12 protein-coding genes and 2 pseudogenes are annotated in these 12,486 nt (G+C 69.9%); 8 read left to right on the top strand and 6 right to left on the bottom strand.

What is annotated here, in order from left to right; genetic code table 11:
- The 4 genes and pseudogenes from VFX99_RS01610 to VFX99_RS01625 form a co-directional block, all read right to left on the bottom strand.
- Positions 1-364 (bottom strand): annotated as a pseudogene (locus tag VFX99_RS01610) (hypothetical protein); the annotation flags it as partial.
- A gap of 178 nt (positions 365-542) precedes the next feature.
- Positions 543-2,105 carry an FAD-dependent oxidoreductase gene (locus VFX99_RS01615; protein WP_329664575.1) on the bottom strand — a complete coding sequence of 521 codons (1,563 nt, stop codon included), beginning with the start codon at positions 2,103-2,105 and terminating at the stop codon, positions 543-545.
- Positions 2,102-4,222 carry a molybdopterin oxidoreductase family protein gene (locus VFX99_RS01620; protein WP_329664576.1) on the bottom strand — a complete coding sequence of 707 codons (2,121 nt, stop codon included), beginning with the start codon at positions 4,220-4,222 and terminating at the stop codon, positions 2,102-2,104. The genes VFX99_RS01615 and VFX99_RS01620 overlap by 4 nt, the downstream gene beginning before the upstream one ends.
- A gap of 5 nt (positions 4,223-4,227) precedes the next feature.
- Positions 4,228-5,652, bottom strand: a complete 1,425-nt coding sequence (locus tag VFX99_RS01625; RefSeq protein ID WP_329664577.1) for an MFS transporter — start codon at positions 5,650-5,652, stop codon at positions 4,228-4,230.
- Between the two features lie 158 nt (positions 5,653-5,810).
- Here VFX99_RS01625 and VFX99_RS01630 point away from each other — a divergent pair, with 158 nt between their 5' ends.
- On the top strand, positions 5,811-6,182 hold the full coding sequence (locus VFX99_RS01630; protein ID WP_329664578.1) for a hypothetical protein: 372 nt from the start codon (positions 5,811-5,813) through the stop codon (positions 6,180-6,182).
- On the opposite strand, the gene map is transcribed toward VFX99_RS01630, so the two are convergent.
- A complete protein-coding gene (gene map, locus VFX99_RS01635) occupies positions 6,175-6,957 on the bottom strand; it encodes a type I methionyl aminopeptidase (protein WP_329664579.1) in 783 nt (260 codons plus the stop codon). The genes VFX99_RS01630 and map overlap by 8 nt on opposite strands.
- Positions 6,958-7,065: 108 nt before the next feature.
- Here map and VFX99_RS01640 point away from each other — a divergent pair, with 108 nt between their 5' ends.
- The 4 genes from VFX99_RS01640 (at position 7,066) to VFX99_RS01655 (ending at position 9,674) form a co-directional block, all read left to right on the top strand.
- The gene (locus VFX99_RS01640) at positions 7,066-7,554 is read left to right on the top strand and encodes an MFS transporter permease (protein ID WP_329664580.1); all 489 of its coding nucleotides are present in this window, start codon (positions 7,066-7,068) and stop codon (positions 7,552-7,554) included.
- A gap of 165 nt (positions 7,555-7,719) precedes the next feature.
- The gene (gene rplS / locus VFX99_RS01645) at positions 7,720-8,067 is read left to right on the top strand and encodes a 50S ribosomal protein L19 (RefSeq protein ID WP_329664581.1); all 348 of its coding nucleotides are present in this window, start codon (positions 7,720-7,722) and stop codon (positions 8,065-8,067) included.
- Positions 8,068-8,226: 159 nt separating this feature from the next.
- On the top strand, positions 8,227-9,018 hold the full coding sequence (gene lepB / locus VFX99_RS01650) for a signal peptidase I (RefSeq protein ID WP_329664582.1): 792 nt from the start codon (positions 8,227-8,229) through the stop codon (positions 9,016-9,018).
- On the top strand, positions 9,015-9,674 hold the full coding sequence (locus tag VFX99_RS01655; RefSeq protein ID WP_329664583.1) for a ribonuclease HII: 660 nt from the start codon (positions 9,015-9,017) through the stop codon (positions 9,672-9,674). The genes lepB and VFX99_RS01655 overlap by 4 nt, the downstream gene beginning before the upstream one ends.
- 33 nt (positions 9,675-9,707) lie before the next feature.
- Here VFX99_RS01655 and VFX99_RS01660 read toward each other — a convergent pair whose 3' ends face one another.
- A complete protein-coding gene (locus VFX99_RS01660; protein WP_179432955.1) occupies positions 9,708-10,031 on the bottom strand; it encodes a DUF2469 family protein in 324 nt (107 codons plus the stop codon).
- A 199-nt stretch (positions 10,032-10,230) separates the two neighbouring features.
- Here VFX99_RS01660 and VFX99_RS01665 point away from each other — a divergent pair, with 199 nt between their 5' ends.
- The 3 genes and pseudogenes from VFX99_RS01665 to VFX99_RS01675 form a co-directional block, all read left to right on the top strand.
- Positions 10,231-10,593, top strand: a complete 363-nt coding sequence (locus VFX99_RS01665) for a YraN family protein (RefSeq protein WP_329664584.1) — start codon at positions 10,231-10,233, stop codon at positions 10,591-10,593.
- Positions 10,590-12,119 carry a YifB family Mg chelatase-like AAA ATPase gene (locus VFX99_RS01670; protein ID WP_329664585.1) on the top strand — a complete coding sequence of 510 codons (1,530 nt, stop codon included), beginning with the start codon at positions 10,590-10,592 and terminating at the stop codon, positions 12,117-12,119. The genes VFX99_RS01665 and VFX99_RS01670 overlap by 4 nt, the downstream gene beginning before the upstream one ends.
- Positions 12,116-12,486: pseudogene (locus VFX99_RS01675) on the top strand (DNA-protecting protein DprA); the annotation flags it as partial. The gene VFX99_RS01670 and the pseudogene VFX99_RS01675, both read left to right, overlap by 4 nt.

Consider the following 12,486-nt stretch of genomic DNA (forward strand, 5'->3'; position numbering starts at 1 on the left):
GGGCGACCGCGTCGCCCCGCACGAACCGCACCCGGTCGTCTTCGTCGAGGATCGAGCGCTGCAGGGTGAGGTCTTCCGCGCTCGCTCCGGCGAAGTACGACGTCAGGCCGACGCGGTCGTACGGGTGGCGGTCCTCCTCCCCGATGACCGTGATGCGCCACAGGCCGTCGGTGTCCCTGCTGCGCAGGCTCTCCACGAAGCGGTGTGCGACCATCCCGGCGCCCACGACGACGACGTGGCGGTCGTGCCCCGGCTGCTCGAGCATGTCCGCAACGTATCCGGCGCGTGTTGCGGGCGCGTGTGCGTTCTGTTTCGCCGTGGCGACGGATGCCGCGGCATCCGTTCGTTTCGAGGTGCGAGGCACGGGATCTCCTGTCGTCGCGGGCGGTGTGCGCAGGTGATGCGGGTGGTGCGTGAGGGGCCGAGCCGGTGCGGGGGGAACTGCTGTCGACGCTATGCGGGAGAGGTTTCCGCGGCCCTGCTGCGGTGATTTCCGCGACGCAACGTTTCTCTCACCGCGCGGTCGATGCGATTGTGAGATCTCACACGGGCTCCACGGCGTGGCGCGCAAGCATGTCGGTGATGCGCGTCCGACACCCGCCGCAGCCCGTGCCGGCGCGGGTGTCGCGCCCGACGCACTCGACTGTGACGTTGCCGGCGGTGATGGAATCGTCGATCTGCCCCACGCTGACCCCGTTGCACCAGCACACGGTCGCGGCGGGGGAGAGCGCCGCTGCAGCGGCGGTCGGGTCGAAGTCCGGACCGTCGAAGCGCAGCAGGAGCGAACGGTCGGCGGGCAGCTCGTCGCCGCGCTCGTAGAGGAGGGTCAGCTCGGCGGCGGTGCGCGGCATCCCGACGCACACGAATCCGGTGAGGATGCCGTCGGCGGAGACCATCTTCGCGTACCGGCCGTGCTCGGGGTCCGCCCACTGCGCGACGTGCCTGCCCTGCGCATCGTCGTCCCAGGGATCGGCCGAGACGTCGCCGGCGGCCACGACGTCGACGTGCTCGGCCTTCAGCATGACCAGCGGCTCGCGCTCGGCGGGCAGGGCGGGCCCGGGGTCCTCGAGGCCGTCCAGGAAGCGAGCGGCGAGCCAGTCGGCCTGGCGCCAGCCCGGGCCGACGAGGCCGCTCGGCGCTCCGGTCAAGCGGCCGCCCGCCTCGACCACCGCAGGATCGGCGATGTGCGCGCAGTCGCCGATGGCGAAGACGGAAGGGTCGGTGAAGCTCCGTAGGCTCGCGTCGACCACGACGCCGAACGACGCGTGGAGCCCGGCTCGCTCGGCGAGCTCGTCGCGCGGTGATACGCCGCACGAGAGCACCAGGAGGTCTCCGGCGATGTCCTTGCCGTCAGCGGTCAGCAGGCGGTCGAACCGGGGCTGTCCGTCGTCGTCGGTGTGGAACAGCACGGTCTCGGCGCGGCTGTGCGCGAAGATCGACACACCCGTCCGGTGGACTGACCGGCGCAGCACCGAACCGGCGCCCCGGTCGAGGTTGCGTGGCATCGGGTGAGGACCGTGGTGGACGACGGCCACGGACGCGCCCGCCTGCGCCGCGGCGAGGGCGAACTCGAGGCCGAGCACGCCGGCGCCGAGCACCACGATCCGCTCGCCTGCGGCCACAGCGGAGCGGATGCGGTCCGCGTCCTCGATGTCGCGCAGGGTGGTCACCCCGCGCGGAAGGACGTCGTCGCGTCCCGCGGCGCGGCGGTGCCCTGGAGTGCGGGGTACGCCGTCCAGCGTCGGGACGTTGGCTCTGGAGCCGGTCGCGAGCACGATCCGGTCGTATTCGATGCGTTCGCCATCGCTCAGCAGCGCGACACGTCCCTCGCGGTCTATCTCGCTCACGGCGACTCCGGTCAGGATGCGTGCGCCCGCCGCCTCGACGCCGTCGCGATCGGCGATCGTGAGCGACTCGCGCGGCATCGCGCCCACGGCGTATTCGGCGACCAGCACGCGGTTGTAGGCGTCGCTTCGCTCCGCACCGACGACGGTCAGCACGACTCGCCCGTCGCGCACGGCGGGAAGAAGGTTCTCGGCGAAGCGCGCGCCGACCGGTCCGTAGCCGACGACGAGTACGCGCACCGGCGCGGGGGTCGGAGTCATGCGACGATCGCCTCCTCGATCCGGCGCACGCTGACGGCGCCGGTCTTGAACTCGGGCATGGCCGACACCGGGTCGACCGCGTCGGAGGTGAGCAGGTTCGCGGTGCCGTCACCGGCGAAATGGAAGGGCACGAAGACGTCGCCGGGCCGCACGTCGCGGGAGATCAGCGCGGTGGCGCGGATCACGCCGCGACCGTTGGAGAGCTCCACCCGGTCACCCTCGGCGATGCCATAGCGATCGGCGGCGGCGGGGTGAAGTGTCGCCCGCACCTCCGGCTGGGCTTGGGCCAGTTCGGGAACCCGCCGCGTCTGCGCGCCGCTCTGATAGTGCTCGAGCAGTCGGCCGGTGATGAGGGTCAGCTCTCCCTGCGCGGGAATGCGCTCGTCGTGGTTCGCGGGGGAGACGGCGACGATGCGGGCGCGACCGTCCGGATGGCCGAACGAGTCGGCGAACAGGCGCGGTGTGCCGAGCGAGCCGACAGGGCACGGCCAGTGCACCGGGGCACCGGCATCCAACAGGGAGTCGTCGATGCCGGAGTAGTCCGCGATCCCGCCGGCCGAAGCGCGGCGCAGTTCGCCGAACACCTCGCGCGCGTCGACTGCGTAGGTCCCGGGCGCGTCGAGCCGGCGGGCGAGCTCTGCCAGGATCCACAGCTCGTCCCGTACGCCCTCGGGCGGTGTCAGTGCGCGGCGGCGACGCAGGACGCGACCTTCGAGGTTGGTCATCGTCCCCTCCTCCTCGGCCCACTGAGGGACGGGGAGGACGACATCGGCGAGCGCGGCCGTCTCGGAGAGGAAGAAGTCCGACACCACGAGGAGGTCGAGTCGCTCGAGCCCGGCTCTTACGACGGATGCGTTCGGTGCGGACACCACCACGTTGGAACCGTGGACGAGCAGCGCCCGCGGTCCACCCGGCGTGCCGAGGGACTGCAGCAGCTCGACGGCCGGGATGCCGGGGCCGGGGATGATCGACGGGTCGACGCCCCAGACCGCCGCGACGTGCGCACGCGCCGCCGGATCGGTGATCTTTCGATAGCCGGGCAGCTGATCGCACTTCTGGCCGTGCTCGCGACCGCCTTGGCCGTTGCCCTGCCCCGTCAGCGTGCCGTAACCCGAGTCGCGGCGTCCGGGCAGCCCGAGCGCGAGCGCCAGGTTGATGGCCGCAGTCGCCGTGTCGGTGCCGTCGACGTGCTGCTCGACGCCCCGGCCGGTGAGGATGTAGACGCCGGTGCCTGCGGCGAGTCGGCGGGCGACCGTGCGCAGCGTGGGCGCCGGCACGCCGGTGACCGATGCGACACGCTCGGGCCACCAGCCCGCGACGCTGCGGCGCAGGGAATCGGAGCCGACGGTGCGGTCGGCGAGGTAGGCGGCATCGGCCAGCCCTTCAGCGAGCACGATGTGCGTCAGACCGAGGAGCAGGGCGAGGTCCGTGCCGGGGGTCGGCTGCAGGTGGATGCCGCGGCCCTCGTCGGTGAGCCGCGCGGTTGCAGTCCGGCGCGGATCGACGACGATCAGGCCACCGGCATCCTGAGCACCGGTGAGGTGGCCGATGAACGGGGGCATCGTCGCGGCCACGTTGGTTCCGAGAAGCAGCACCGTCGACGCCGCATCCAGGTCGGCCAACGGGAACGGGAGGCCGCGATCGATGCCGAACGCCCGGTTGCCGGCGGCGGCCGCCGACGACATGCAGAATCGGCCGTTGTAATCGATGCGGCTCGTGCCGAGGGCCAGGCGTGCGAACTTGCCCAGCTGGTAGGCCTTCTCGTTGGTGAGCCCGCCGCCGCCGAAGACGGCCACGGCATCGGCACCGTGCTCGGCGCGGATGGCGACAACGCGCTCGGCGATGAGATCGAGCACCGCATCCCACCCGGTCTCGTGGAGCTCCCCGTCGTCTCCGCGGACCAGCGGAGCGGTCAGCCGGCCGGGCGCCCGCAGGAGTTCCGCCGAGGTCCACCCCTTCTTGCACAGTCCGCCACGGTTGGTGGGGAAGTCGCGCCCCGCGACGACCACCGCAGCGCCCGCCGAAGCTCCCTCCGCCCGCGTCAGCGTCATCGCGCACTGGAGCGCGCAATAGGGGCAGTGCGTAGCGGTGGCGACCGCGGCGGTCGTGTCGGTCATGGGTGTCAGATCCGGAATCCGTCGCTGCGCTTGCGGCCGTACACGAGCGCCGTGAGGACGAGCAGCCCGACGTACGCGAGGACGAAGACGAAGAACGCTCCGGTGTAGCTGCCGGTGCCGAGCTTCGACAGGTTCAGGGCCTGCGGGATCAGGAAGCCGCCGTAAGCGCCGATCGCCGAGATCAGGCCCAGCGCGGCCGCGGCCTTGCGCTTGGATGACACGTCCCCGCCCGTGGCCGCGTCGCCGTTGCCGCGCAGGGCGAACACGACCGGGACCATCCGGTAGGTCGAGCCGTTTCCTGCGCCCGCCGCCGCGAACAGCAGCAGGAAGCAACCGAGGAAGAGCCAGAACTGACCCGTCGGGATCACCATCATGACCGCGAGCGTCATGATCGCCATGGCTGCGAAGACTCCGATCGTCACGCGCGCCCCGCCGAAGCGGTCGGCCAGTCGGCCGCCGAGGGGACGGGCGAGGGAGCCGACGAGGGCGCCGAGGAACGCCAGCGAAACGGCTGCCGTTCCCACCGCGATGCTCGAGAACGCCGGGAACTGGTCGGCGATGAGCTTCGGGAACACGCTCGCGAAGCCGATGAAGGAGCCGAACGTGCCGATGTAGAGGAGCGCGAGGATCCACAGGTGCGGCTCGCGAAGCGCGGCGGCCGATCCGGAGAAGTCGGCCTTGGCCGAAGACAGGTTGTTCATCCGCAGCGCGGCGCCGATCATCGCCGCCAGGATGAGCGGAACCCAGATCCATCCGGCCAGAGGCAGGTTGACCGCGACTCCGGCGCCGATCGTCACGACGATCGGGACGACGAACTGCGCGACCGAGGCGCCGAGATTGCCACCGGCGGCGTTGAGGCCCAGCGCCCAGCCCTTCTCGCGCTGCGGGTAGAAGTAGGTGATGTTGGACATCGAGCTGGCGAAGTTGCCACCGCCGAAGCCGGCGAGTGCCGCGACCAGAAGCAGCACCGGGAACGGCGTCTGCGGGTTGCCCACGCAGATCGCCATCGCGATGGCGGGGATCAGCAGCAGGCCCGCGGAGATGATCGTCCAGTTCCGGCCGCCGAAGATCGGCACCAGGAAGGAGTACGGGATGCGCAGCGTCGCGCCGACGAGGCTCGGGATCGAGATGAGCCAGAAGATCTGGCTGCTGTCCAGGTTGAAGCCGGCCGTCGGCAGGAGCACGGCGACGATGCTCCACAGCTGCCAGACCACGAATCCGAGGAACTCGGCGAAGATCGACCAGACCAGGTTGCGCTTCGCGATCGCCTTGCCGGCGCCTTCCCATTGGGACAGATCCTCGGGATCCCATCCGTCGATCCAGCGCCCGCGGCGGTGGACGAGGCCGGTGGACGAGGCCGCGGGCGGAGACTCGAGAGCCGTGTCGTGCGCAGCGTTCGCACCCGGATCGGTGAGGGTCGCTTCGGTCATCGTGATCTCCCGGAGGTCGCAGCGAGGTGGAGCTCGTGAGTCCGAAGCTACGGATGCCGCATTTCACGGCGTCGTTCCCCGTGTGAACTCTGCGTCTCACCGATCTCACGGGCGATGCGGGTCACTTGTGAGGTTGCGCGGACCGCTACGCTTCGTGCGTGCTCCTCGCCCTCGCCCTCACTGTCCTGCTCGCCGCCCTGGCGATCTTCCAGCTGGCGCTCGCCCTCGGCGCCCCGATCGGCCGGTTCGCGTGGGGCGGCCAGCATCGGGTGCTTCCGACTCGCCTGCGTGTCGGGAGTGTCGTCGCGATCCTGATCTACGCGCTCATCGCACTCATCGCGTGGGATCGCGTCGGTGCGATCGACGTGTTCCCCGAGCGGTTCTCGGTCGTGGCGATGTGGGTCGTCTTCGCATACTTCGCGCTGGGAATCCTCCTGAACGCGATCTCGCGCAGCAGACCCGAGCGCTACGTGATGGTGCCCGTCACCGTCGTCCTCGCGGTGCTGAGCTTCTTCCTCGCGATCAGCTGACGCCGAGCCACGACCGATCCGTCAGCACGATCGGACCCTCCGCGGTGATCGCGACGGTGTGCTCGGAGTGTGCGCCGCGCGACCCGTCGGCGCTTCGCAGCGTCCATCCGTCCGGGTCGGTGATCAACTCATCAGTCGTCTCCAGGAACCACGGCTCGAGCGCCACCACCAGGCCCGCGCGCAGCGGATAGCCGCGCCCGGCCTTGCCGTCGTTCGGCACGTGCGGGTCGCCGTGCATGATCCGCCCGACGCCGTGACCGCCGAAGTCGGTGTTGATGTCGTACCCGTCGGCGTGCGCGACCTCTGCGATCGCGTGCGAGATGTCCCCGATCCGCTGACCCACGACAGCTGCTGCGATGGCGGCATCCAGCGCCCGTTCGGTCGTGTCGATGATCGCGAGGTCCTCATCGCGCGCCGTGCCGACGACGAACGAGATGGCGGAGTCGGCGACCCACCCGTCCACGGCCACCGCGAAATCGAGCGACACGAGGTCGCCGTCCTGCAGCGAGTAGTCGAAGGGGAGACCGTGCAGCACCGCATCGTTCACCGATGTGCAGATGACCTTGCCGAAGGGGCGTGCGCCGAAGGACGGGTGGTAGTCGATGTAGCACGACTCGGCGCCGGCCCGCCGGATCAGATCGTGCGCGCGACGGTCGATGGCCAGCAGGTTGGTCCCCACCTTGGTCTCGTCGCGCAGGGTGGCCAGCACCTCGGCCACGAACCGGCCCGCGGGCCGCATCGCCTCGATCTCGGCGGGCGTGCGCAGCTCGATCATCGGGTTCCTTCCGTCGGAACCATTCTGTCGGATGCCGTGGCTGGGAGGATGCTTCGCAGTGCCCGCCGGCACCGTCCGAAGGGAGGGGGACCGGCGTAGCATCGAGCCATGTGGGTACGTCGCGCCTTCTACGGCTGGTTGATCCCGGCCGCGTTCCTGCTTCCGCTGTGGCTGCTCGTCGGCTGGGGGATCTTCAACGCTGGCGGCTGGGCATTCCTGTGGGTCCTGTTCATCGCGATCCCGTCGGTGTTCATCGGACAGCTCGTGCTCACGCTGCTCGTCCGGGCGCGTGGAACCGTCCGCGCGGAGCGGGCGGTGTCCTGGTGGGACGTGCTGGGCTTCACCGTCTGGCACTGCCTGACCATCGCGCTGGGGTTCTTCGATCAGGCGTGGTGGCTGCCGGTGATGGTCCTCACCGTGATCGCGGGGCTCGGCCTCTTCTGGCTCGAGCTCGCCCAGCTGTGGCGTGAGGCGAAGCCGTCGAACATCCTGTTGCGGACCACGGAGGGCATCGGCTATCTCCCGGCTCGGACGCCCCGGCACGCGCCGTCCGAGCGGGACGTCATCGTCATCACGGAGAAGCCGCCCACCGTCTGAGCCGTTTTGGCGGGCCGAGGCATCCATGGCAGAATGGATCCTTGTGTCATGAAAGGCTCTGCCTCAGGGGAGCCGGCCGTCAGACTCCGTCGACAGCCTCCGACGCACACTTCTTTTCCTCCTAGTACCGCGGTCGACCTGTGGCGGCCGCAGAGAGCAATGATCATGCAGATCCTCGACTCCGTCGACGCGGCTTCGCTCCGCTCCGACATCCCCGCCTTCGGCGCCGGCGACACCGTCAAGGTGCACGTCAACATCACCGAGGGCAACCGCTCTCGTATCCAGGTCTTCCAGGGTGTCGTCATCGGGCGATCCGGAGACGGCGTGCGCGAGACCTTCACGGTCCGCAAGATCAGCTTCCAGGTCGGCGTGGAGCGCACCTTCCCGGTGCACAGCCCGGTGATCGACCACATCGAGGTCGTGACCCGTGGCGACGTCCGCCGCGCGAAGCTCTACTACCTGCGCAACCTTCGTGGCACGAAGGCCAAGATCAAGGAGAAGCGCGACAACTGACGTCTCCGTCTACGCAACGCCCCGGGCTTCGGCTCGGGGCGTTCGTCGTTGCTCCGATGATCGGATTCCGTCGCAGGTTTCGGCGTATTCGAAGCATGGAGTATGCGACCCTTGATGCAGCGGCCCGCCGACCTGCGGCACGCCCGAAGAAGGACCCACATGACGACCGAGCAGACGGCTGCCGCAGAGCCGACTCCGACCTCGCGCGCCGCGCTCAACGGGACGAGGGATCGACGGCGCGGATGGCTCACCTTCCTGCGCGACGTGCTGATCATCGTCCTCGTCGCGGTGCTCGTGTCGTTTCTCGTGAAGTCGTTCCTGGTCCGGTCGTTCTACATCCCGTCGGGATCGATGGAATCCACTCTGATGGTCAACGACCGCATCCTCGTCGATGAGATCACCCCGCGGTTCAACAGCTACGAGCGCGGGGACATCGTCGTGTTCCGCGACCCCGGTGGGTGGCTGCCCGTGCGCACCGACCCGGAGCGCTCGTTCCTCGTGGAGGGCTTGGACTGGGCGCTCTCGCTCGTAGGGCTTTCGGCGCCCGACAGCGATGACCACCTCGTGAAGAGGGTGATCGGGCTGCCGGGCGACACCGTCGTCTGCTGCAACGACATCGGTCAGATCACCGTCAACGGCGTGGCGATCGACGAGACCGACTACCTCAAGCTGCCCACGCCGGAGAGCCCCGCATCCGCCGATGATTTCGATGTGGTCGTCCCCGAGAACAGCCTGTGGGTGCTCGGCGACAACCGCTACTCGTCCAAGGACTCCCGCTACAACCAGGACCAGCCGGGCAAGGGATTCGTGCCCAAGGACAACGTCGTCGGCCGCGCCTTCCTCACGACGTGGCCCTTCGACCGCTTCGGGCTGCTGGACTTCCACCATGAGGTGTTCGCGGGCGTTCCCGAACCCTCCGACGAGCCCGTCGAGGAGCCGGCTGCGAAATGAGCCCGGCCGAGCCCCGTCTGACGCTCGAGCGGCGGCTGCTGCGCGAGCACGCGATCCTGATCGCGTGCGACGAGGTGGGCAGGGGCGCGCTGGCCGGACCCGTGGCGGTCGGCGCCGTGATGATCGACGCACCGCGCTCGCGCAAGCGGGTCCCGCAGGGGCTGCGCGATTCCAAGCTGGTGCCGGAGCATCGCCGCGCGGAAGTCGCCGCCCGCGCGGCATCCTGGGTCTCCGCCAGCGCGGTGGGCTGGGCCAGCTCGGTCGAGATCGACGAGATCGGCATCATGCGCGCGCTGGGCCTCGCCACGATCCGCGCTCTGGCGGACCTTCGCGCGCACGGCGTCGTCCCCGAGGACGCCATCCTCGTCCTGGACGGGAACTACGACTACATCACTCCGGCGGGCGCCACCGGGTTGACGATCCGGCCCGTGATCAAGGCCGATCGCGACTGTGCGAGCGCCGCGGCGGCATCCGTCATCGCCAAGGTCGCGCGGGACGCCCTCATGACCGAGCTGCACGACGAGCTGCCGGCGTACAACTGGGCCAGCAACAAGGGCTATGCGAGCCCCGATCATCGCGACGCGATCCTCGAGCACGGCATCAGTCGGCATCACCGCGCGTCGTGGTCCTTCATGGGCTCGCCGACACTGTTCTGAAGCGACCGGCCCGGCGCTCAGACGTCGATGAGCTCAGGAGTCGAGCGAGAGCTCTTCGGGCAGGTGGAAGTCGCGTCGCGACAGCTCTTCGACATTGACGTCCTTGAACGTCAGGACACGCACGGATTTGACGAAACGATCGGCGCGGTAGATGTCCCACACCCAGACGTCGGTCATCGAGATCTCGAAGTAGAAGTCGTGCTCGGTGTCGCGGCGCACCACGTTGACCTCGTTTGCGAGGTAGAACCTGCGCTCGGTTTCGATCACGTACTGGAACTGCGAGACGACGTCGCGGTACTCGCGGTAGAGGGCCAGCTCCAGTTCGCGGTCATAGTCTTCGAAGACTTCGTCATCCATGGTGTTTCCATCCTAGAGTCGCGCCGGGTCAATGCGAGCGAAGCCCGCGTCGAGGCGGCGCGACTCCAGGACGAGCGCCGGGCAGGCGGCGCATCGAGCCCTGTCACTCGACTCCTCCCCAAGCGGCTCTCGCAGGCACTTGTTCTCGGGACGCCCGGTAGGCGTCTTTCCGGTTCGCGCCGCGGGGAACGATGCCTTCATGGCAGCGAAGGATGTGCTCGGCCGCGCAGGCGAAGACCGAGCCGCGCGGTACCTTGAGGCGAGCGGATACGTCATCCTCGACCGCAACTGGCGCATCCGCGACGGCGAGCTCGACCTCGTCGTGGCCCGCGCGGGCGAGCTCGTCGTCGTCGAGGTCAAGACCCGGCGGGGGGACGGCTTCGGCCACCCGTTCGAGGCGGTAGACCATCGAAAGCAGAGCCGCCTGTGGCGCCTGGCGATCGCGTGGATCGCGGCGCATCCCGATGAGGCGCAGGGCCGACGGCTCCGTCTGGACGCGGTCGCACTGACCGGGCCGGATCCCGAGACCGCCGTACTCGAGCATCTCGAGGATCTGCGGTGACGACCGCGCGCACGTGGGCGATCGCGCTGACCGGCCTGAAGGGCGACCTGGTCGAGGTCGAAGCGGACCTGTCGAACCAGACGCCGGAGTTCCGCATCATCGGCCTGCCCGACAAGGCGCTGGGCGAGGCGGTGCAGCGCGTGCACAACGCGAGCGCGAACTGCGGCCTCGCCCTGCCCCGTCGCCGGCTCACCGTGAACCTGTCGCCTGCCAGCGTTCCCAAACATGGCTCCGGATTCGACGTCGCGATCGCGATTGCCTCGCTGGCGACCCACGGACGAATGGATGCCGGCTCCATCGCGCAGACGGTGCACATCGGCGAACTCGGACTGGACGGTCGGCTCCGTCCCGTGCCGGGCGTCCTCCCAGCGGTGATGGCAGCGGCCCGCGCGGGCAGACGCAGGGTGATCGTCCCGCACGCGAACGCGCCCGAGGCCTCCCTGGTCGAGGGCATCGAAGTCGTGGGTGCGGTGTCGCTCGCCGACGTCGCACGGTGGCACGGCGCGGACGTCGAGGAGTGCACGCTCCGTCCGGTTCCCGCTCCGGCATCGATCCGGGAGGAGCCCGGCGATGCTGACCTGGCGGACGTGATCGGTCAGCGGGAGGCCGTCGAGGCTCTGATCGCCGCCGCCGCGGGCGGTCACCACATGCTGATGAGCGGTCCGCCGGGTGCCGGCAAGACGATGTTGGCGAACCGCCTCCCGGGAATCCTCCCCGCCCTGGACGACGCCGCGGCACTGGAGGTCGCGGCGATCCGGTCCCTCTGCGGCGACTCGGTCAGCTCGCTCGCCCGAAGGCCGCCGCTGGAGGCGCCGCACCACAGTGCGAGCATCGCCGCGCTCGTCGGAGGCGGGTCCCGCATCCTCCGGCCGGGAGCGATCGCGCGCGCCACGCACGGCGTACTCTTCCTCGACGAGGTGGGGGAGTTCCCGCCGAGCGTGCTCGACGCACTGCGCCAACCGCTCGAAAAGGGTGCGATCACGATCCATCGCGCGGGGACCGCGGCATCCTTCCCCGCCTCCTTCCAGCTGATCCTCGCCACCAACCCGTGCCCGTGCGGGAACTACGGCGTGCGCGGCGCAAGCTGCGTCTGCCCGCCGATGGCGATCCGGCGGTACCTGGGAAAGCTGTCGGGGCCCCTGCTGGACCGCGTCGACATCGAGCTCGGACTCGCTCGGGTCTCGGTCGCTCACGCGACCGACCCCGCAGGCGACACGGTGACGACGGATGCCGCTGCCTCTCGCGTCGCGGAAGCCCGGGCGCGCGCGGCACATCGGCTGCGTGACACTCCCTGGCGCATCAACGCCCGCGTCTCCGGCCCCTGGCTGCGCGAGGGACCGCTTGCACTCGCACCGGTGGTCCGGCGACCCATCGATGCGGCACTGCACAGGGGGTCGCTGACGTTGCGGGGGTACGACCGCGTGCTGCGCGTCGCCTGGACGCTCGGCGATCTGGCCGGTCGCGCGAGCCCCACGGTGCACGACATCGGCCGCGCGCTGTTCATGAAGAAGGGCATCACGACATGACACCGCCCCCACCGCGCGAGGCGCGAGCCGCGCTCGCTTCTCTGGTGCGCGGAGAACTGGATGACGAGCGCGCCCGACGGCTGTACGCGGTGCACACCTGGAGCTGCCTCATCGAGCCGGGCGACGGCGTCGCGGGACGGATCGTGAGCACGGTCGGACCCGAAGCGGCGCTCGGCCACGTCGTCACTGCCGCGAGCGATCCGGGCGTGCTGGAGGCGGCCGGCATCACGCCCCTGGAATGGAGGGAGGGCCTGGCCCGATGGCGTCCCCGGCTGAAGCGGAGCGCCGTTCAGGACGCTCTCGAGGTCGCCCGGCGTTCCGGGATCTCGCTGATCACACCGGAGGACGCGCACTGGCCCGCGGCTCT

Origin of the sequence: Microbacterium sp., from assembly GCF_036277215.1 — a bacterium.
Lineage (GTDB): Bacteria > Actinomycetota > Actinomycetes > Actinomycetales > Microbacteriaceae > Microbacterium.